General features: G+C 61.9%; 19 protein-coding genes. 8 read left to right on the top strand and 11 right to left on the bottom strand.

The window, feature by feature from the left end:
* Window positions 1-82: 82 nt before the first annotated feature.
* Both ASE36_RS19965 and ASE36_RS19960 read left to right on the top strand, forming a co-directional pair.
* The gene (locus ASE36_RS19965) at window positions 83-277 is read left to right on the top strand and encodes a DUF3008 family protein (protein ID WP_062284278.1); all 195 of its coding nucleotides are present in this window, start codon (window positions 83-85) and stop codon (window positions 275-277) included.
* Window positions 277-1,068 (top strand): SDR family oxidoreductase, encoded by a 792-nt coding sequence (locus tag ASE36_RS19960; protein ID WP_062284276.1) that lies wholly within the window; start codon window positions 277-279, stop codon window positions 1,066-1,068. The genes ASE36_RS19965 and ASE36_RS19960 overlap by 1 nt, the downstream gene beginning before the upstream one ends.
* A gap of 12 nt (window positions 1,069-1,080) precedes the next feature.
* Here ASE36_RS19960 and ASE36_RS19955 read toward each other — a convergent pair whose 3' ends face one another.
* Both ASE36_RS19955 and ASE36_RS19950 read right to left on the bottom strand, forming a co-directional pair.
* Window positions 1,081-1,566 (bottom strand): MgtC/SapB family protein, encoded by a 486-nt coding sequence (locus ASE36_RS19955; RefSeq protein WP_062284034.1) that lies wholly within the window; start codon window positions 1,564-1,566, stop codon window positions 1,081-1,083.
* A gap of 66 nt (window positions 1,567-1,632) precedes the next feature.
* Window positions 1,633-2,025 (bottom strand): hypothetical protein, encoded by a 393-nt coding sequence (locus tag ASE36_RS19950; RefSeq protein WP_062284031.1) that lies wholly within the window; start codon window positions 2,023-2,025, stop codon window positions 1,633-1,635.
* 212 nt (window positions 2,026-2,237) lie between these two features.
* Between ASE36_RS19950 and ASE36_RS19945 the strand changes: the two genes are divergently transcribed.
* Window positions 2,238-2,624 (top strand): regulator, encoded by a 387-nt coding sequence (locus ASE36_RS19945; RefSeq protein ID WP_062284026.1) that lies wholly within the window; start codon window positions 2,238-2,240, stop codon window positions 2,622-2,624.
* Window positions 2,625-2,628: 4 nt separating this feature from the next.
* Here ASE36_RS19945 and ASE36_RS19940 read toward each other — a convergent pair whose 3' ends face one another.
* The gene (locus ASE36_RS19940; RefSeq protein ID WP_244474809.1) at window positions 2,629-3,390 is read right to left on the bottom strand and encodes a riboflavin synthase subunit alpha; all 762 of its coding nucleotides are present in this window, start codon (window positions 3,388-3,390) and stop codon (window positions 2,629-2,631) included.
* Between the two features lie 89 nt (window positions 3,391-3,479).
* Here ASE36_RS19940 and ASE36_RS19935 point away from each other — a divergent pair, with 89 nt between their 5' ends.
* From ASE36_RS19935 to ASE36_RS19920, 4 genes are all read left to right on the top strand, one after another.
* Entirely contained in the window at window positions 3,480-4,403 is a 924-nt protein-coding gene (locus ASE36_RS19935; protein ID WP_062284017.1) for a 1-phosphofructokinase family hexose kinase, read from the top strand.
* Window positions 4,404-4,571: 168 nt separating this feature from the next.
* Window positions 4,572-5,702, top strand: coding sequence for a tonB-system energizer ExbB (exbB, locus tag ASE36_RS19930; RefSeq protein ID WP_062284014.1), 1,131 nt, complete (start codon window positions 4,572-4,574; stop codon window positions 5,700-5,702).
* Window positions 5,703-5,706: 4 nt separating this feature from the next.
* The gene (gene exbD, locus ASE36_RS19925; RefSeq protein ID WP_062284011.1) at window positions 5,707-6,183 is read left to right on the top strand and encodes a TonB system transport protein ExbD; all 477 of its coding nucleotides are present in this window, start codon (window positions 5,707-5,709) and stop codon (window positions 6,181-6,183) included.
* On the top strand, window positions 6,180-7,100 hold the full coding sequence (locus ASE36_RS19920) for an energy transducer TonB (RefSeq protein ID WP_062284007.1): 921 nt from the start codon (window positions 6,180-6,182) through the stop codon (window positions 7,098-7,100). Before exbD ends, ASE36_RS19920 begins: the two co-directional genes overlap by 4 nt.
* Before the next feature lie 80 nt (window positions 7,101-7,180).
* Here ASE36_RS19920 and ASE36_RS19915 read toward each other — a convergent pair whose 3' ends face one another.
* Window positions 7,181-8,677, bottom strand: a complete 1,497-nt coding sequence (locus ASE36_RS19915; protein WP_413813672.1) for an aldehyde dehydrogenase family protein — start codon at window positions 8,675-8,677, stop codon at window positions 7,181-7,183.
* Window positions 8,678-8,760: 83 nt separating this feature from the next.
* Window positions 8,761-10,044, bottom strand: a complete 1,284-nt coding sequence (locus ASE36_RS19910) for an NAD(P)/FAD-dependent oxidoreductase (protein WP_062283999.1) — start codon at window positions 10,042-10,044, stop codon at window positions 8,761-8,763.
* A 177-nt stretch (window positions 10,045-10,221) separates the two neighbouring features.
* On the opposite strand from ASE36_RS19910, the gene ASE36_RS19905 reads away from it, so the two are divergent.
* Window positions 10,222-11,124: a LysR family transcriptional regulator gene (locus ASE36_RS19905; RefSeq protein ID WP_062284274.1), complete on the top strand. Its 903-nt coding sequence runs from the start codon at window positions 10,222-10,224 to the stop codon at window positions 11,122-11,124.
* Between the two features lie 3 nt (window positions 11,125-11,127).
* On the opposite strand, the gene ASE36_RS19900 is transcribed toward ASE36_RS19905, so the two are convergent.
* From ASE36_RS19900 to ASE36_RS19875, 6 genes are all read right to left on the bottom strand, one after another.
* The gene (locus ASE36_RS19900) at window positions 11,128-11,535 is read right to left on the bottom strand and encodes a DUF3307 domain-containing protein (protein WP_062283994.1); all 408 of its coding nucleotides are present in this window, start codon (window positions 11,533-11,535) and stop codon (window positions 11,128-11,130) included.
* Between the two features lie 172 nt (window positions 11,536-11,707).
* Complete coding sequence (locus ASE36_RS19895; RefSeq protein WP_062283989.1) at window positions 11,708-14,635, bottom strand: aminotransferase; 2,928 nt, start codon at window positions 14,633-14,635, stop codon at window positions 11,708-11,710.
* A 101-nt stretch (window positions 14,636-14,736) separates the two neighbouring features.
* Entirely contained in the window at window positions 14,737-15,621 is an 885-nt protein-coding gene (purU, locus tag ASE36_RS19890) for a formyltetrahydrofolate deformylase (RefSeq protein WP_062283984.1), read from the bottom strand.
* 304 nt (window positions 15,622-15,925) lie between these two features.
* Window positions 15,926-18,394, bottom strand: coding sequence for a glycosyl hydrolase 2 galactose-binding domain-containing protein (locus ASE36_RS19885; RefSeq protein WP_062283980.1), 2,469 nt, complete (start codon window positions 18,392-18,394; stop codon window positions 15,926-15,928).
* 10 nt (window positions 18,395-18,404) lie between these two features.
* The gene (locus ASE36_RS19880) at window positions 18,405-19,370 is read right to left on the bottom strand and encodes a DUF1839 family protein (RefSeq protein WP_062283977.1); all 966 of its coding nucleotides are present in this window, start codon (window positions 19,368-19,370) and stop codon (window positions 18,405-18,407) included.
* 7 nt (window positions 19,371-19,377) lie between these two features.
* Entirely contained in the window at window positions 19,378-20,286 is a 909-nt protein-coding gene (locus ASE36_RS19875; protein ID WP_062283973.1) for an amino acid--[acyl-carrier-protein] ligase, read from the bottom strand.
* Window position 20,287: the final 1 nt, after the last annotated feature.

The following is a 20,287-nucleotide window of genomic DNA, read 5'->3' as shown; positions in this document are numbered from 1 at the left end:
TTTGTTCCGGCTGCTCCTCCGGAACATTCGCCACGGGCTGCGGTTCTTCCTCTCGCAGCAACGAGCTCGGGAGGATTCCAGCGTGCCGGCAAAGTCCAAAGCACAACAAAAGGCGGCTGGCGCCGCCCTCGCAGCCAAGCGAGGAGATGCCAAGGTGTCCGAGTTGAAGGCCGCTTCCAAAAGCATGGAAAAGAGCATGAGCGAGCGTCAGCTCGAGGAACTGGCGGCGACCAAGCGCAAGGGTAAGCCCGAACACGCCCCGGAGAAGAAGGCATGATGCAGAGCGCGCAGGAATTTGCCGATCAGACAGCTCTTGTCACTGGAGCCGGTTCCGGGATCGGACGGGGTGCTGCGTTGAAGCTTGCCGCGGGTGGCGCCTTTGTCGGGCTGCTCGGGCGGACAGAAGACGAGCTGCAGGATACGCTCGCCGAAATTGAATCCGCTGGTGGTCGCGGCATGATTCTGGTTGCCGACGTCAGCGATGATGCCGGAATGAAGCGTGCCGTGGAAACGCTGACCGCCGTGAATGGAGCGCTGCACATGGTTGTGGCCAATGCCGGGATCAATGGCACCTGGGCTCCGATCGACGATCTGACGCCCGAGGAGTTCGACAAGACCATCGCGATCAACCTGCGCGGAACGTATCTCACCCTCCACCACAGTGTAAAGCCGATGAAGCAGACCGGGGGAGCGATCGTCGTCGTGTCTTCGATCAACGGTACGCGGACGTTTACGACGCCTGGGGCAACCGCGTACTCTGCGACGAAGGCCGCCCAGTTGGCGATGGTGCAGCAGCTTTCGCTGGAACTGGGACGACACGGAATCCGCATCAATGCGGTCTGCCCTGGAGCCATCGATACCAGCATCAATGACAATACGACGATGCGCGGCCGGGACGAGACGGAAGTGCCGGTGGAGTTTCCCGAAGGGGACATTCCTCTGACCGGGGGGGAGTCCGGTACAATCGAGGAAGTGGCGGAGGTGATCAGCTTTCTGCTCTCACCCGCATCTCGGCACGTGACCGGCTCGCCAATCTGGGTCGATGGAGGGCAGAGCCTTCTACGATAGCTCGATTTGGCGCTAGTCGTCTTCCCGTTTCGGGATCTTGTATTCAAGTAACGTCACCAGCCACAGGACGCTCAGTGCAAATCCCGTGGCGATCAGGCCGATCTGCCAGAAGCCCAGTCCGCAGGAAAGTCCGATCGAGCCGGCAAACCAGAGGCCTGCTCCGGTCGTGAGGCCTTTCACTCGTCCCTTCGAATAAACGATCATCCCGGCCGCTAGGAAAGCAACGCCCGCCGTCACAGCTTCGACGAGACGCAGAGGGTCGAGCCGCACTTCTTCTCGGTCAAAAGCAGGATGATGCGCGATTTCTATGGTGAGAATGGCAACGATGGCAGCCGACAGGCAGACAAGGATATGTGTGCGAAGTCCTGCTGCATGGCTGCGCCATTCTCGTTCGAAGCCGATGGCTGCGCCGCAGGCAAGCGCAACCAGAAGGCGCATGACGATAGATGAGAGATCAAGAGATGTCGGCGTTCCGAACGCAGCGAGTACCTGCGGCATTTTTCAATCCTCAAGGGCGTCGTCAGCCTTTGCCGGTGGTTAAACGAAACCACCGGCAAACGGAAATCAGCTCTGCTGATCCCGGGCGGCCGTCGAGGTGTAGGTGGTCGAGACGGGGTCGCTCGCAGGGAAAGTATCTTCCAGACCTTTTTCCAGTTCGCTTCCTTTCTCCTCGCGCTCTTCGCGTTCCTGGATCAGGCTCTCCACCGCTGCGCTCGGATCGACGTCCGGATCGAGATCTTCCGTCACATCCGGTCCCCCTTCAGAAGCTGAGCCAAAGCTTGCTGCCTGAAGCAGGATGACCTGTGCTTTCTCAAGAGCGTTGTCTCGGGTGAGGCCGCCGCTGGCCGACTGCGCCATGACCACCGATACGCGCTCACCGCCATCGCCTTCGAATTCGACGGTGTAAGCGGAATCGACGGCGGTCGGTTCATGGACTTTGGTTGCAACAATCTGCATGGAGTTTCTCCCGTTCGTTTTCGACGTGAAAACGCAGGGGTTGGCAGCGTTGTTCCCTCTGCAGAATGGGAGACGTTGCAAAGGTTGCAGTGAGGGAACAATTTGCGGCTTCTCATCAGGCTTAACGCTCTGTTTACCATATCAATTATCAATTTAAGAAAAACTGAACAAAGCGCCGGCGCTCGCGTTGTGGTGGCACAAGGAGAGCGAAAATGCAACATGCACTAGCGATCGACACCATTCTCATCGTCGAAGACGATGTCTTCATTTCCATGGATGCGGCAGACGCCGTCTCACGTGCCGGCGTCGCCGTGATCACCACGGAAACGGTCCGAGATGCCCTTGAGATCCTGTCTACGGAGCACATCTCGGGTGCCATCCTGGACTTCCAGGTCCGAGACGGTGCCGTCACGCCCATCGTTCAGAAACTGCGCCAGGCGGGAATCCCTTTTCGCATCGTGTCAGGATCGGCGATCAAGGAAATCGAGGCTAACGGGATACCGGAAGAACTGTGCGCATCCAAGCCGGCGGATTATCGGAAGGTCCTGACTGCGCTGATGAAGGATACCCCTATGGGGCGCTTCCATAGCCGCCACTGACCCCCTATCGCTTTGCCATCAGGCGCTCAAGCGTCCGTTCCACTACGTCGACCATCACCATCGTCTGGTGATCTACCTCGATGTTCAGAAAGTCGCCGGCTTTGTAGCGGGGGAAGGTGGTTTGCCGCAGCGTTTCCGGGATCAGGTTGATGGTAAAGACATCCTGATCCGCTTCTGCGACGGTCAAGCTGGCACCGTTGACCGCCAGGTAACCGCGCTTGAAGATGTATTTGGCCCATTCCTCAGGCACCTTGAACCGGATGAACGCGCCCGGCATTTCCAGTTTGGCGGCAACCAGTTCTGCGGTCGTCGCAATATGGCCGGCGATGTTATGCCCGCCGTTTTCATCCGTCGGCTTGGCGGAACGCTCGATGTTGACGTGATCCCCCGCTTTTAGCGCACCCAGATTGGTTCGCTCCAGCGTCGCATCCATGGCGTCGAAGGTAACGTCCGTACCCGTCATCGACGTTACGGAAAGGCAGACACCTTCGACCGATGCACTGGCCCCAATTTGCAGATCCGCCATCAGCCTCTCGGGGAAGCGAATATGGAAGGTCGTGTAGCCGTCGTGGCGGACGACGTTTTCTACGGGAGCCACGGTCTGGACGATACCGGTATACATCTGCGATTTCCTTGCGAACTTGCGGAAAGGTAATGTCTCACAGCGCAAAGACAATCCCTTGGCTGCAATCAGTGCGTCTGCATTCGTTGAACGTTCAGGAACAGGAGCTTGCCTCGACAGTTCACCGAAGCGGACGCTGCGCATGCCTCTCTTGCCGGAGACGGTCCGCTTTGCTTACATCAGCGCATTGCCGGGCAGCCAGTCCACTCCCGCTTCTCGATTTGATGGTTTCCATGGCCCAAATTTTATGTCTTGCGCTTAATCCGGCGATCGATATCTCCAGCGATGCCGATGTCGTGCGTCATACGCACAAGACCCGGACGCACAACCAGCAGCAATTTCCAGGCGGGGGCGGCATCAATGTTGCACGCGTCATTGCGACGCTTGGCGGGCACTGCGAGCTTGCGTTCCTGTCCGGTGGAGAAACCGGTAAGCTGCTTGAGGCCATGCTCCAGCCATTGCCGATTATCGAGCGCCCTTTTCCGATCCATGACCCTGTGCGCGTGGCCTATGCCGTGCATGAGACCTCGACTAATCTCGAATATCGCTTCGTCCCCGAAGGCCCGTTGGTCACTGAAACGGAGTTGGCTCCCGTGATTACTGCGGTCTGCGAGAGCGACGCTGACTACATCGTCGCAAGTGGCAGCCTTCCGAGAGGCGCACCCGACGACACGTATGTCCGATTGGCAGAGGCGGCGAGAGCCCGCGGAGCCCGTTTTGTGCTCGATACGTCCGGTGCTGCACTGGCCGCAGCGCTCTCGTCGGCGCAGATGTATCTCGTCAAGCCGAGTCTGGGCGAGCTCGAAGCATTCGTCGGCGAGAAACTCACTCATGACCGTGTCGGCCCTGTGGCGCAGGACTATGTGCGGCGCGGGACCGCCGAGTATATCGCGGTGACGCTCGGCGGCGACGGCGCCATCCTGGTGTCGGCCGATAAGATCATGCGCGTTCCAGCCATTGACGTCCCAGTCAACTCAGCGACGGGAGCCGGCGACAGTTTCGTTGCCGGCATCGTCTGGGCGCTGTCGGAAGGTCGTGATATCGAGGATGCCTTCTATGTCGGGCAGGCTGCCGGTGCGGCTGCCGTGATGACGGCTGGTACAGAGCTCTGCCGTCGGGAGGATGTCCTGCGGCTCTATGCGGCGTCGAAAGGCTGAGATTGGGCCGATCAAGGCGCTGGAGCACGCGGGCGGCCTGTGGGGAAAATCCACTTCAGCGCCCGATATTACTTGTCAGAAAAGATCAAGTTTAATATTGGAGGGGAACTCGCGGGTTCCTGACGACGGTCCCTGCTCATTTCAGCACGATATTACAGGGCGCTCCCAATGCCTCTCATCCATTCGGGACCTTCGGCACTTCGCATCGGCATCAGCCTTGCTGTGCTTCTCCTCGCTTCTGCCGCTTCAGCTCAGGCGCCCACAACTGGCACCCTTTCTGAAACGGGGACTGCACAAGCGGTCGTTTCACCGTCGCCTGTTGTGACCTCTCAGGCGATTACCCCTTCGACTGACACTCCGGTAAAACAGGGCGCCGAGGCTCCTGCGGCCTCTGCGCCATCCGAAGTCGCGCCGCAGCCCACGACCGCTGCCGAAGTTGCTCCGGCGGTCAATGCCGCCTCGGAAAACGGCACTCCGGCCGAGGCCGCTCCAACCGCTGCCGCGCCCCAGCCTGTGGAAGAGGTCATGGCTGCTCCTGCTGCAGATGCAGCGCCTTCTGATGTCGTTTCCGTCAAAGATACCCTGCCGCACGATCTGTCGCCTGTCGGCATGTTCATGGCAGCCGACTGGATCGTCAAGAGCGTCATGCTGGCGCTTGGCTTTGCATCGCTGGTGACCTGGACGGTGTGGCTGGCCAAGACCCTGCAGCTTTTCGGTGCGCGCGCTCGTGCAACCCGTGGCTTGAAGGCTGTTACTCAGGCCAAGAGCTTGAAGGATGCGCTTGCGGTTTTCGAAAACCGTGGCGGTGTCGTTGCCATGATGGTGCGGTCGGCGCAGCACGAGATGACCCTGTCCGACGGCGCGATCGATCGCGCCGGGGCAGAGGGTGTCAAGGAACGTGTCGCGTCTGCGCTCGGACGGATCGAGGTCCGGGCAGGGCGCCAGATGTCGAAGGGCACCGGCGTACTCGCCAGCATCGGTTCGACCGCACCCTTTGTCGGGCTGTTCGGTACCGTCTGGGGCATCATGAATTCCTTCATCGGAATTGCCGAGACGCAGACGACGAACCTTGCGGTCGTCGCACCGGGCATCGCGGAGGCTCTGCTTGCCACGGCCGTTGGCCTGGTCGCCGCCATTCCTGCGGTCATCATCTATAACGTCTTTGCACGATCGGTGACCGGCTATCGGCAACTGGTGTCCGACGCTGCAGCCGGTATCGAGCGCCTGGTGAGCCGCGACCTCGACTTCCGCAAGAGCGCACTGTCGGTTCGGGCAAGCAATCTGCAGGCGGCGGAGTAGGACCATGGCCGGCGGCATTCGCGATACACAATCGGGCGACGACCTGGCGGAGAACCACGAGATCAATGTGACGCCGTTTATCGACGTCATGCTGGTGCTGTTGATCATCTTCATGGTGGCAGCGCCGCTTTCGACCGTGGACGTCAACGTCGACCTGCCGGCCTCCACGGCAAAACCGGCTGAACGGCCCGATGAGCCGATCTATGTCACGCTCAAGGAGGACATGAGCCTCTCGCTTGGCAATGACACCGTGGCACGCGAGGCGCTGGGCGCGTCGCTCGATCGCATCAGCGAGGGCAACAAGGACGCGCGCATATTCCTGCGCGCGGACAAGACGGTCGATTACGGCAAGTTCATGGAGGTGATGAACCTGCTGCGTGACGCAGGCTACCTGAAGATCGCGCTGGTGGGACTTGAGAGCCTTCCGACGTCACAGGGGGCTACCCCGCCGACCGCACCTTCTACGGAGCCGAAGCCATGAGCGAGGACCGCCGCTCCACGGGACGTGTCCTCGGCGAATGGCTGCTGTGGACGACGGCAGGGGTGCTTGTGGTGACGGCTCATGCCGGTGCCGTGGCCCTGCTTCTGCGCGAACCCATGGTTGCCATGGAAGACAGTGGGCCGCCGCCTGCGATCATGATCGAACTGGCGCCCGAGCCGGAAGCCGTTATCACCGAAGAGACGGAAGTCTCGACCGATCAGGTGGATGCGGAAGAGGTGAAGACGGCCACCAGCGAGCCGATGCCGGAACCGGTCGAACCACCGCCGGTGCAGCCGCTGCCCGAGCCGTTGCCTGAACCGGAGCCCGAAGTGGCCGAACAGGTCGTTGAGCCGCCTCCGGTGGTGGAGCCAGAGCCATTGCCTGAACCTGTCGAGGAAATCGATCCGATCGAGGAACTCGTGATGGCGCAGCTGGAAAATGTCGAAGTGCCAATCCCGATGGTGCGGCCTCCAAAGCCGGAGCCGAAGGTCGAGAAACCGGTCGAGCCGAAGAAAAAGGTCGAGAAGAAGCAGCAGACGCCGCCAGCTTCGCAGGCTGCACGCCAGGCAAAAGCGGAGGTCGCCCAGGCTGATCGCAATGCCGCCAGCGCTTCCAGCAGTGGGGCAGGGCGTAGCGTGTCGCCGGCCAAGTGGCAGTCACGGCTGATGTCGCACCTGGAAAGACGCAAGCGTTATCCGTCCGAAGCGCGCAGCAATCGCGAAGAGGGAACGGTTTATGTTCGGTTCCGGATCGACGATGCAGGCAATGTCCTGTCGGTTTCCCTGTCCCGTTCCTCGGGTTCTGCCGCTCTCGACGACGCAGTGCTGACCATGGTGCGCAACGCATCGCCCGTGCCGGCACCTCCGCCGGGTGTGAACAAGACGATCACGGCTCCGGTCCGCTTTAACCTGCACTGATTGGGCTGGACGAAGTCCCGTCCCTGAGATCTACAAGCTGAACGAGAAGGGCCGGCGCTATGACGCCGGCCCTTGCTGTTTTACTCGATGTCGAACTTGACGCCCTGGGCGAGCGGCAGAGTGCGGCCATAATTCACGGTATTGGTCTGGCGGCGCATATAGGCCTTCCAGGCGTCGGAGCCAGATTCGCGGCCGCCACCTGTTTCCTTTTCACCACCGAAAGCGCCACCGATTTCGGCACCCGAGGGGCCGATATTGACGTTGGCGATGCCGCAATCTGAACCGCGGTCAGAGACGAAGGCTTCCGCCTCGCGGATGTCATTGGTGAAGATCGACGACGACAGGCCCTGCGGCACATCGTTGTTCAGCGCCAGTGCCTGATCGAAATCGCTGTACTTGATGACGTAGAGGATCGGCGCAAAGGTTTCGTCGATGACCGGGCCGACCTGTTCCGGCATTTCGACGAGGGCCGGGCGGGCGTAATAGGCATTGGACGCCGTCTCGGCGTGAGCCCGATCGCCGCCATGGACCTTGCCGCCGGCCGCGCGGGCTGCGTCGAGTGCCTGCTGCATGCGGTCGAAGGCGCCCTTGTCGATCAGCGGACCGATCAGATTGCCGGCCTCAAGCGGGTTGCCGATGGTGACGGAACCATAGGCCTTGATCAGGCGCGGCACGAGCGTGTCGTAGACGCTTTCATGAACGAAGAGACGGCGGAGCGTCGTGCAGCGCTGGCCGGCCGTTCCCATGGCGGCAAAGGCAACGCCGCGCAGCGTCAGGTCGAGGTCCGCCGACGGGCCGACGATCGCGGCATTGTTGCCGCCGAGTTCGAGGATCGAGCGACCGAAGCGCGCGGCGACGCGCGGGCCGACGGTGCGGCCCATGGCGGTCGAGCCGGTGGCCGAGATCAGCGGCACCTTCGGGTGGTCTACGAGGATTTCGCCGATGTCGCGGCCACCGATCAACAGGGTGGAGAGGTTGGCGGGTGCCTTGCCGCCCTGGGCGATGTAGCGCTTCAGGGCCTTTTCGAAGATGGCCTGGGTGGCAATGGCGGTGAGCGGGGTTTTTTCCGAGGGCTTCCAGACGGTCGGGTTGCCGCAGACGAGCGCTAGAGCAGCATTCCACGACCAGACGGCGACCGGGAAGTTGAAGGCGGAGATGATGCCGGTTACGCCGAGTGGATGCCAGGTTTCCATCATCCGGTGTTCGGCGCGTTCGGTTGCGATCGTCAGGCCGTAAAGCTGGCGGGACAGGCCGACGGCGAAATCGCAGATGTCGATCATTTCCTGGACTTCGCCGAGGCCTTCCGAGGTGATCTTGCCGACTTCAATCGAGACCAGTCGGCCAAGTTCGGTCTTGGCTGCGCGCAGTTCTTCACCCAGCAGCCGGATCAACTCGCCGCGCTGTGGAGCGGGAACGAGGCGCCATTCGAGAAAGGCCTTGTGGGCTGCGTCGATCGCCTTACGGGTTTCGTCGGCCGAGATCTCGGCGACGTTGGCGATCGTTTCGCCGTTGATCGGCGAGCGAACGGCGAGCGTGCCGCCCTTGAGCGCCTTTTCATCGACGCCGAAGCTTGCCATGAGCGATGTGATTTCGGCCGAGAACTTAATGGTGGCGAGGGTCATGATGGTCCTTCCGTCAGGTCTACCTGGGTCTTGTCTGGTCAAAATCGGGCGCCGGCCAGATGCGCCAATTGGGCGCCGGCCTCGTACCATGCTTCCTTGATGGTCCGGAAGGGTGGCGCCAGTGGGTCGGTGAGGGGCAGGGGCAGCTCGTCTTCGCGCATCTGGCCGAGGATGTGGGCGGCCAGCGTCTTGCCGAACACTGTGCCGGGCGAAATGCCCCGGCCGTTATAGCCGGAGAAGCCGATCACGCCGGGGGCGAATTTGTGGAAGCGGGGGAGCGCGTTGGTGGTCATGCCGATCTGGCCGTACCATTCGCTTTCGAAGGCAATGTCGCCGATCTGCGGGAAGATTGCCTTCAGGGCGCGACGGGCCCAGTTCTTGTGGATGGAGAGACCCGTTCCACGCAAGGCTCCGACACTGCCGAAGACCATTCGGCCGGCCTTGTCCATCCGGAAGGAGGAGAGCACTTCCTTGGTGTCCCAGCAGCCCTGGCGTTCGGCAAGGACCGTTTTGCGCAGGTTGTCACTCAGCGGCACCGTGGCGAAGTTGAAATAGGGCAGATGCACCTGCTCCTCACGAATAGCCGCGAAGGGACCTTCGCTATAGGCGTCGGTGGCAACGACGACCCATTGGGCTTCAACTGAGCCTTCTGCGGTCGTGACGCGCCAGCCGCTGCCCGTCCGCTCGTAGGTATTGACCGGGCTCGATGTATGGAGAATGGCACCAGCCTTCAGGACTGCGTGGGCGAGGCCACGCGCGTAAGCCAAAGGCTGTAGCGTACCGGCGCGCTTGTCGAGGAGCGAACCCTGATAGGCGCGGGTTCCTATTTTGCGTTCGGTCTCCGAGATGTCGAGGATCTCGACGGGTGCGCCCCGCCGCTGCCATTGCTCAGCCCGATCTTCGATTTCCTTGCGGCCAGCGGTTCCGACGGCGCAGTGTAGCGTGCCCTGCCGTTCCAGTTCGCATTCGATCCCGTGCCGATCGATGATCTCCATGACCGAGCGGGGGCCATTGCCGAGAAGATCGAGCAGGCGTTCCCCATAGACAGAGCCAAGTTCGCCGGGCAAGTCATCGGGCATGACCCACATACCGGCATTGATCAGACCGACATTGCGGCCAGCGCCACCAAAGCCGATCTCGCGCGCCTCGAGAAGGATGACGGAAGTGCCGGCTTCGGCGAGATGCAAGGCGGTCGAGAGGCCGGTGTATCCGCCACCGATGACCACCACGTCAGCCTTTGCTGCGCCCTGCAACTTGCTCGTCGGCGGAGCAGCAGGCGCCGTCTTTTCCCAGAGGCCGTGTGAGCGTGGATCATTGAGCATGGCAGGTCCCCGGAGGACAGTGGCTGAGGAGGCCGAAACGGGACAGCTGGAAAGCTCTATCGACGTTGCCGCCTGCTTCCAGTCATTCCACCTCGGATAGTCTTGCGATTTCTAGAAGAGCATTCTACCCCATTCCAGCGATAAATTCTCAAGAGTTCATTCCGAAAAGGCATGACCATGCTTGCTGCACGTCGATTCTTGCCCTCGCTCTCGCTACTCACCGCTTTTGAGGCGGCGGCCCGTACAGGTAGCGTCACCGCAGCGGCCCGAGAGCTGGATCTCACCCAGAGCGCAGTCAGCCGGCAGATCAAGGCGCTAGAGAGCCAGCTTGGCGTGGACCTGTTCCTGCGCGAGCGCCAGACCATCCGGTTGACCGTCGCCGGGGACAGCTATGCGCGCGAAATCCGCGAGGCGCTTCGACGGATCTCCAGCGCTTCACTGAACCTCCGGGCCAATCCGCATGGAGGAACGCTGAACCTTGCGATCCTGCCCACCTTCGGCGCTCGGTGGCTCGCTCCGCGGCTTGGGCGGTTTCTCCAGGATAATCCCGGGATCACGGTCAATCTGGTGACACGGCTTTCGCCCTTCGATTTTCGCCTGGATTCGATCGATGCGGCCATCCATTTCGGCGATGCGGTCTGGCCGGGTGCCGAACTTGCCTTTCTCATGCAGGAGGAGACCCTTCCTGCCTGCAGTCCAGGCTTCAAAACCGAACATGCCATCGAGAAGCCGGAGGATCTGTTGTCCGTCCCTCTCCTGCATCTGACGACCCGGCCGGATGCCTGGGAGCGCTGGCTGACAGAGAATGGGGTTGCTTATGGAAGTGTGCACGGCATGCTGTTCGATCAATTTGCCACGGCTTCGCAGGCAGCCGTCGGTGGTTTGGGGGTGGCACTCCTGCCGACTTTCCTGATCCGCGATGAGCTGAAGCGCGGCGATCTTGTTGCGGCCGTCGACCGGCCGATGCAGAGCGCGCAACGCTATTATCTCGCCTTTCCACGCGAGCGCTCTGCCTACCCCCCGCTGGTCAAGTTCAGAACCTGGATCGTCGATGAACTGGCGCGCGAAATGGCGACGTGATCGTCAGCCAGCGAAACTTGCTGCGGCAAGGGCAATTGCGAAGACCAGATGGGTTGCATGATGCAATGTCTGATCCAGCCCCAGCATCCACCAGTAGCCGCTCTGAACCGGTGTGAACTGGAACCGCGCTTGAAGCAGCGACTTGCTGCGGTCTATCGCGGCATGGACGACGAGGTCGACGAGCGCGAGCCAGGCCAGCTGCGGCAGGAGGGCCACGCAAATCGCCAGCGTGCAAAGTGCGTGGATCGCCACATGAGCGCCGAGCGGTGCGACCCATCCCGTCTGGCGCTCCTTGCCCTTGGCCATCCATGCGGTCTGTAGCAGGAAGTCTGCGACCAGCTGCTTCAAGATGAACAGAGCGGTTGCCCAGATCAGCACATGGGCGGAGATTTGCTCTGGTATGATGGGCATGCGCTTTCCTTCGAGGTTTCCCTTGCAGGGACGATAGACCACTCCTCGAAGGGCTGTGAAGCGGACATTTGGTTTGCCCAAATTTGGGCTTTTCGCATGGTTGCGATGGCAGCCGCAATTTTCGCGCTTCGATTAGGCAATTGGAAGGATCTGGAACCCAGATGCCTCCGCATCACCACCCCTCGGCGAGCACCGTTTCCAAGGCTTCCGCGAAAAAGTCGGCGCTCTCCCTCGAAAGGCAAAGCGGCGGCTTTATTTTCAAAACATTGAGATGATCGCCCGTCGGCTGCATGATCACGCCGAGACCCAGAAGCCGGTCGCAGATCGCTGCCGTTTCTTCGGTGGCCGGCTCCAGCGTCTCGCGATCACGGACAAATTCCAGTCCCAGATACAGCCCCATGCCGTGAACGGCACCGACTAAGGGGAAGCGCTGGCCAAGGGCTTCCAGACGCGCCTTGAGATGGTCGCCCGTCTCGCGCGCATTCCCCTGTAGGTCTTCCTGCTGCATGATGTCGAGCACCGTCATGCCCACGACGCAACTAACCGGGCTGCCACCCGCAGACGAGAAGAAGTAACCTTCCTTCTCCAGGCTGTCGGCGATCTCTCGGCGGGTAATCACTGCGCCGAGCGGCTGGCCATTGCCCATGCCCTTGGCGGTCGTGATGATATCCGGCACCACGCCCTGCTGTTCAAAGCCCCAGAAGTGATGGCCGAGGCGCCCGTAGCCGACCTGGACCTCATCAGCAATGCAGACGCCGCCGCGTGCCCGGACCATGGCGTAGACTTGTTCGAGATAACCGTCCGGCAGCGGGATGCCCCCTGCATTGCCATAGACGCTTTCGGCGATGAAACCGGCGAGACCGTGCCCGTGAGCGTCGATCTTGGCGATGGCATCCGAGACCGCGGCGACATAGCCTTCCGTCGCGCCGGTGCCCCGGAACTTGCCGCGATAGGTATTGGGCGAGAGAACCGGATGGACCCAGTCCGGCCGGGTTTCCAAAGCCTGCGGATTGTCGGCGATCGATGTCGAGACCGCGTCACTCGCCACGGTCCAGCCGTGATAGGCCTCGAGCAGGCTCAGAATGTTGCGCTGGCCGCTGTGTGCCCAAGCCAGGCGCAGAGCAAGATCGACGGCCTCCGAGCCGGAATTGACAAGAAAGACCGTGTCCAGCCCATCGGGCGCGAGAGCCGCGAGCCTGTCGGAAAACTCTGCGACCGCCGCGTAGTGGAAGCGGGAATTGGTGTTGAGCAGCGACCATTGATGACCGACCGCAGCTGCCAGTGTGGGATGTCCGTGGCCGAGGATGCTGACATTGTTCACCATATCGAGATAGGCCCGACCTTTGACGTCGAACAGGTGTTCTCGCCATCCGCGCTCGATCTGCGGCGGGTCCGCGTAGTAATTCTTCTGGGGTCTGGCAAAGCTCTTCTTCCGGCGGTGCAGCAGTGCCTCGCTCTGCGGGGCGGGCGCGTCGATCCCAATCCCTAGGAGATGCGATGGCGACGGGCAAAGCCTGCTCCAAATGGTGCTCTGCTGCGGCCTGGCAAAAAGGGGCGGAATGAGGTCGGTGTCACGGCAGAGCTGGATGCGCAGCCCACCTATGCCGCCGGAGGCGCCGGAGACCTGACCGATGCTCTCGCCTGCCGCCAGGCTGACACCGTCTTCCAGACTGCAATCGATGCCGTCGAGGTGCAGCGCCAGATCGGGCGCGGAGAGGATGATATGGTGGCCGTTGCGCTTGAGCACGCCGTCGAAAGGTGCCACTGCCTGGGTGCCGCTCGGCAGGCACATGTCGATGTGGAGGGCGAAAGTGGCTGGGGCGCGCTGAGAAAGTGGGCGTGTGTAGGAGAGGCGGTATTCTCCGTAGCGGGTCGATGAGAAGCCGGTTTCCATCGCAGCCCGCGCCAGCAGCTTCCAGTCGATTTCCTGGTCCGCCCAATCGTCGCGGGCAAGATCCGGACTGGTGACACTCAGGTCGGTGAGGCGCAGGTTCTCAGACGTCACATCCGGGAGCAGCGGGGTCGCGAATGTCATGGCGGCGGGCGGTGTCGCAAAGCTGGCGGCATCGAGTATCGCGGCTTCCATGAGCGCGTGCGGCGCCGAGGTCGCGGTCTCGAAGATCTCCCGTTCATGGGCGGCATTGCCGAGCACATATTCGTTGTCGGGGTCGATCGACAATTGCTGCTCGCTGCTGGCGACGAGCACGCCTGCTCGGGCGACGATCAGCGGCCACAGGGCAGTCAGTTCCGCTTCGGTCAGCGGATAACGCGTGTGGAAGGCTTTGACGGCAGGTATGATGAAAAAGGGATCGCCGTCGGCATGGTGCAGCAGGGCGGCGCAGGCGACCGCAAGGTCTGCCACTACCCATCCGTTGATCACGTCGCCAAAATCGATCACGCCGGCGGGCATTAGTCTGCCGGACGGTCCCACACGGGCGACGATATTGTCATCGGTGATGTCGTGGTGGATGGCCTGGAGGCGCAGGTCTGCGGATACCGGCTGCAGGCGTTTGACCGCGACGATCATCGCCTTGGCGATCCGATCGCGTTGCGCTTGATCCGTCACAGATTTCAACAGATGCAGGGCCACGGGACCCGCGCGGCGCAGGTCCCATTGCAGTTCGCGATCAAGCCCGGGATGGGTGAACTCCCGCAATCCGAGGGCGATGCGGGCGGTGACGTCGCCGAGTGCCGCGACCTGCTCCTCCGCCAGAAATTTTTGCTTCGTCAGGGGCTGTCCGTCCAGGAACGTTAGAACGCGAAGCCAGTAATAGTTCTCGGCAATCTCGCATTGCGGGATGTACTCCCCGGTCAGTGTGGCGATCGGTTCGGGGATGTCGAGGCCGAGATCCAGACTGCGCAAATGCCTCATCGCAAGGTTCTGCGCCTCGAGTTCGGCAAAGGGATATTCGGCGCGCGTCACCTTGAGGACGAAACGCTCGGCGCCGGTGTCGATCAGGAAGTTGCGATCCTGCTGGCTGCCCAGTTCGCGAATTTCGCCATGCAAGCCATAAAAATCGCTGAGGATTGTCTTCGCATCGGCCAGGGAGACGTCCGGGCGCGGGAGTTCTGTGCGTTGAAGAAGCGCCGAGTCTGGCATCTGGGGTCTCCCAAGGGAATCAAGGCCCCGAGACTAGCAGAGCAGCGTCAACCGTCCAATCCAAGGTGGCAGGGCAGCACCGGCCGCCCCGCCACGGGGCGTCAGCCCATGCGCTCGGAGGCGTAGGAGCCCGGGCTTGCCGGGAAGACGACGGTGCGGTTGCCGTTGATGAAGGTGCGGTGGTGGATATGAGCGTGGATTGCGCGGGCCAGCACCTGGCTTTCAACGTCACGGCCGATCGAGACGTAATCGTCTGCCGACTGGGCATGGGTGATGCGGGCAACGTCCTGTTCGATGATCGGACCTTCATCGAGATCGGCGGTGACGTAGTGCGCTGTCGCGCCGATCAGCTTCACGCCGCGCTCAAAAGCCTGCTTGTAGGGGTTGGCACCCTTGAAAGAGGGCAGGAAGGAGTGGTGGATGTTGATGATCTTGCCGGACATCTTGCTGCACATCTGGTCCGACAGGATCTGCATGTAGCGGGCAAGCACGATGAGTTCCGTGCCGGTCTGCTCGACGAGGTCCATGATGCGGGCCTCGGCCTCGGGCTTGTTGGCCTTGGTCACCGGGATGTGGTGGAAGGGGATGTCGTGGTTCACGACGACCTTCTGGTAGTCGAAGTGGTTCGAGACAACACCGACGATCTCGATCGGGAGCGCGCCGATCTTCCAGCGATAGAGCAGGTCGTTCAGGCAGTGGCCGAAGCGGGAGACCATCAGCAGGACCTTTTCCCGCTTGGCGGCGTCATAGAGATTCCAGTTCATGCCGAAGCGTTCGGCAACCGGCGTGAAACCTTGCTCGATCTTCGCCTGAGCGGCCCCTTCTTCGGAAATGAAGGATACGCGCATGAAGAACTGCCCGGTATCGAGGTCGTCGAACTGGGAACTGTCGACGATGTTGCAGCCCTGCTCCGCCAGATAGCCGGAGATCGCGGCCACGATCCCGCGCGTCGACGGGCAGGATACTGTCAAAACATAGCTCTTCATCGGTTCTCTTCTCCCTGCGGATCTGCCGCGCGTCTCTATCGCATTTGCGGCATCTCGGAAAGCGCCGCCTGTGCAACCGGTTGTTTGCGAAGTGGAAGATGACGCCGATGCCGGATGAACCTCTCCTCCGTCGGCGACCGCCCGCTTGCTTCTGGACTGCGAGATTAGGGCAGAAGGTGGAAAACTCCGTTCCCGTTGCGTCTTCCAAAGACGCATCCCCGTCGTCGTGGGATCGCTGACGGGAGATTTCGGAGAAAGGAGGCGCCGACCTCTCCTACCGTTTGCCACTCGCTCCGGCGTCGGGTCAGGAAATGGTGTGGCCGGTGCGGCTTCCCAGTTGGGTGAGGTTACCGCTCGGCTTGACGGTCACGTCGGCGCCTGGGCGTGGTAGCAGGCGGATGCTCCGTGGCTGTCCCGGTGCCAGATGGAACCAGTCGTCGTCCGGCAGGTAGTGCTCGAAATCGAGATGAACCGACTGGGCGAAGTGGCTTGCGGTCAAATCCAACTGCCACCCGTTGTCGGTGGCGGTGAGCGCGTGCTCGACGCTTGCCGGATGGAGCGCTTTGCTGCGTCCAATCGGGAAATGGAAGGCGTCAGCGAGTAATGTGCCTTCCGCCGAGAGAAGCCGTGCGACAGTCACGTCATGCGAGGGCGGGCCAAAGCGAAAGGCGTAAGTCGTGTCGAAGAAGGTGCCGAACAGATCTGTTGCTGCGAGTTCCACCGTGCAATGGGCGTCAAGGGTGAGGGGCCGGCTGGCTTTGACCACAGCCTGTCGGCCGTCTCGCAGGCAGGCTATCTCAAGCGTCACGCTCTGGTCGATGGCGCTTTCGTTGACAAGATGGATCGACAGCCCGTTTGTGCCTTCATCCGTCAATAGGACCTGCAGCGGCCGTAAGGCGCGTTTGAGGCCATACCAAATCGGCTTGGCTTCGCCCGTTGCGTCGATCAAACCCCAGCCGGCACCGGCTTGAAGATCCTGAAGGGTCCAGACCAGGGCACCCCGACAGGATGATCCGGTCCTGCGCCATTCCGCAAATGTATCCGTCACGACTTCGGTGGTCACGGCGCGGGAGAGGTCGAGATAACGGCCGAGGTCTTCGCGTCGCAGGCGGGCTGGGTCTAGGTCATAGAGGGTGTGGAGGTAGTGATCGCGGACATCCTCGAAATCCCAGGATGCGCCGCGGTCGCGGGGAACGCGGGCCTTCCAGCGCGGCTCGTGCACGGCCGCGACCGGCAAATGTCTGTCGAGCGTGCGCTGCTGCGGGACATTGGCAAAGGCGAGGCATTCGGCGGCAAAGCGGACATTCGCACGGCGTGCGTCCTCCAGCGGACGTTGATAGGCGCCGACGCCGTAATAATGGGTGACACCCTCGTTGACGGAAAACGGCATCGGACCGCCCGAGGGGGAGTTGGCAACGAAGGCACAATCCGGGCGACCGTGGTCTAGGAGGCGCGGAAGGGTCTCGTTGAAGAATGCCCCGTTCCAGGCCGAGACGGGCAGGCCGAGCATGGCGCCTTGCTGGAACACTTCGCTGCCGCCGCACACCACGGCAAGCGAGGGATGGCGCTGTACTCTGCCCAGCAGGTTTCTGACTTCCTGCTCTACCTTTGCGGCGAAAGCTTCGTCGGCGAACGGATAGTCGAAATTCGCAAGCATCAGATCCTGCCAGACCAGTATGCCCATCTGATCGCAAAGACTGAAGAAGTCCGGGCTCTCATAGGTCATGGTCCCGCCGATGCGGATCATGTTCATGTTGGCCTCGGCCGCCTTTGCGAGCCAGGGGGCATAGGCCTCCGCCGAGCCCGGCAGACGCAGGATGTCGGCATTCGTCCAGATGGCGCCGCGGCAGAAGACGGAGACGCCATTGACCCTGAGGCCAAAACCCTTGCCGTCGTCGTCGCGGTCGATCTCGATACGGCGGAAACCGACAAGGCCGAGCGAGTGGATCCGTCCGTCGATCGACAGGGTCAGATCGTGCAGTGCGGGATTGCCGTACGTGCGCGGCCACCAGGGCGTTACGTTCGGGAGAACCAGCTGCGCTTCGAGCAAGCCATCCGGGCCGGGCGTCATATCCGCAATCTTGCCGCAGCAGAGGATGGCTGCGGCGGGGCTTCCCTCCATGCGCAGGCGCACGGAAAGCTTGCCGGTGCCGAAGTCGTCGAAATCGGTCTTGATCGACAGGTTGGAAATCTGATCCAGGGCGGGGCGGATCAGGAGTATGGGCCTGTATGGGCCGACGGGATGGATTTCCGGGCACCAGCCGGGCATGTGACCGAGCGGTGTCGTGCGCAGGAGGCGCAGGCCCTGGTGATCAAACATCTGCGGGCGCCAGCGGGCACGGGGCCCGCGCTTGTCCAGATGTGGCTGCAGGGCGCGAAAACAGATGACCAAGTCGTCCTGCCCTGTGAGATCGACGGCAATGTCGAGGCTTTTGAACATGCTGTCGCTGGTCGCGTAGAGACTGCCGTTCAGATAGATCTCGGCAATCGTGGCGAGCCCCTCAAACCGCAGGATTGCCGGTCCTGGCGTTTCACCCTCTAGAGAGCGGAAATACCAGGCATCCTTGTCGTGCAGAGGGTGCGGATTTTCCGGATCGAAGAGGCCGGCATCGGCAAGTGCACCGGCTACGGTGCCCGGCACGGGGGCGGCAATGCGAGCTGCGGGGCGGTGAACGTCCGAGGGGACTGCGTATCGCCCAGCTTCGGTGACGAGAAGCGTCCAGCCCTGTTCCAGCGGACGGGTATCCGCTCCCAGATAGATCGTTCCCGTCATGTCCCGTTCCTCAAATCAGCCGGCTGCCGAGATCATCCATCAGCCGGTCCCAGGCCGCAACCGCCGGATCGAGCGCTGCGGCGAGCGGATCGAATTTCTTGCGGGCGATGGCACGCGCGAGCTGGAACTGGACCGTCTTTGCGTTCTCGCTGATCTTCAGCGCTTCCGCGATCGCATCGGCATGGGTCTCCTTATCGAGCCAGGCCAGATGACTGGCGAGCAGCTCGAAATTGGCACCGAATTGGCGGAGCGTATTGAACGCATATTTATGGAAGTAGCCAAAGGGACGCTCGGCAATGGCTTCCACCTGCGCCGGGAAGACCGCTGCGAAGGCAGCAATCGGGTTGGCGGCGGGGCGCCGGGCGAAATGTCTCTGCAGCAGCAAAGCGGCAATCTCGCGCTGGTGCGCGGGTGACGTCTGCCGTTCTGGGAACTTCGCGAATTCGGTATAGGGCAGAAAGGGCAAGGCTCCTTCCGGCGGATCGAGCTGGAACACGCCGTCGAAATCCTCGCCCTCGACGCGGAAGAAGCCGCCATTATGGAAATAGTCCATGCTGCGGGCGGCGACGTCGAGGCGGTTGATGCCGACGGTGGTCTTGCCGTGTTCCTGACGGTAGCCAACGCCTTGCGTGTCCGGCATGAAATAGCTGTCCATCTCGACCAAGCACAGACGCCCGCGGCGGATCTGTTCTTCCACATGCGTTTCTACGCGGTCGAAGATCGCCAGTTCGGTCACGCGGATGTCGTAGAGGCTTTCGAGATCTTCGAGCGGCACCTTGAAGAAGGTGAATTGGTCGCCCTCGAATTCCTGGGTGAGTGTGAAGCCCAGCATGGCTTCCGGGCTCAGCCCTTGAGCCGAGAGGACCTCGATCCAGAGGTCGACATAGCAATTCGTCTCGGGCCACATGCGCTCGCTGGAGTGGAGCGCATGGGGTGTGTAGGCCGCCGGATCGAGGCCGGAAAAGACTGCCGTCATCTTGCTCTCAGCCCCAGAGCGTCTTGCGGACGTGCTCGGGCCACTGGGCGGTGTCGAGGCCATGCTGCGCAAAGAGCGCAAGCGCGATGCGCTCCAGGCCAAAGCCGACGCAGGCCGTGAAGGCGGTCGAGCCGTCGGCAAGGGTGAGGCCCCACTTCTGGCCAAAGGCATCCTGGTGATAGTTGAAGCTCATGCAGGCGGTCTTGTTGGCCTGCGAGGTGACCGGGATCAGGAGCTCGAATTTGAGGTTCTGGTCGCGCTGGTTGTTGGCCATCAGGCGGCCGGCGCGGCCGAAGAAGGGGTCGTTTGCGACATCGATCTCGACGTCGAGGCCGATCGACTTCATCATCTCGACGCCACGGTCCATCCAGGTCTGGCGGAAGGTCGTAACATGCGCCTCGGTGCCCATGCAGACATATTCGCGCATGCGGAACAGTTGCTGGCGGGCCGGGTCCTTCGACGGCTCATGACGGAAGCAATAAGACTGAAGATCGAAGAGGCCGCCATCCATGGAGATCGGGCCGCGCTTGGCAACCGTCGGATAGAGCGGGTAGCAGGCAGCCGGCGTCAGCGTGATGTCGGTCGCCTTCTGCTCCTTCGTCCAGTCTCCGCCTTCCTCCATGCATTGCAGGAGGCTCATATGGTCGTGGTCGTTGCCGCAGAAGGAATGCACGGTGCCAGCCAGTTGCGGGAAGCTCTTCATGTAGCCGCTCGCCTCGAAATAGGCGCGGTTCATGCCGGGCGGAAAGCGGATTGCCTCGGCGCCGTCTGCACCGCCAACGCGGTCGATCAGGCGTTCGAAGGCGGCAATGACATCTTCGAACTGGCCGCTGCGGCCATAAAGGCCGTCGACACCGGTCTCGATAAGAAGGCCGCTCTCGAAGAGGCGGTCGAGAAAGCTTACCTGCATATCCATG

This window comes from Rhizobium sp. Root274, assembly GCF_001429245.1.
Taxonomy (GTDB): domain Bacteria; phylum Pseudomonadota; class Alphaproteobacteria; order Rhizobiales; family Rhizobiaceae; genus Allorhizobium.
Note: the sequence above shows the minus strand (reverse complement) of the source record. Positions and strands in the feature narration are given on the sequence as shown.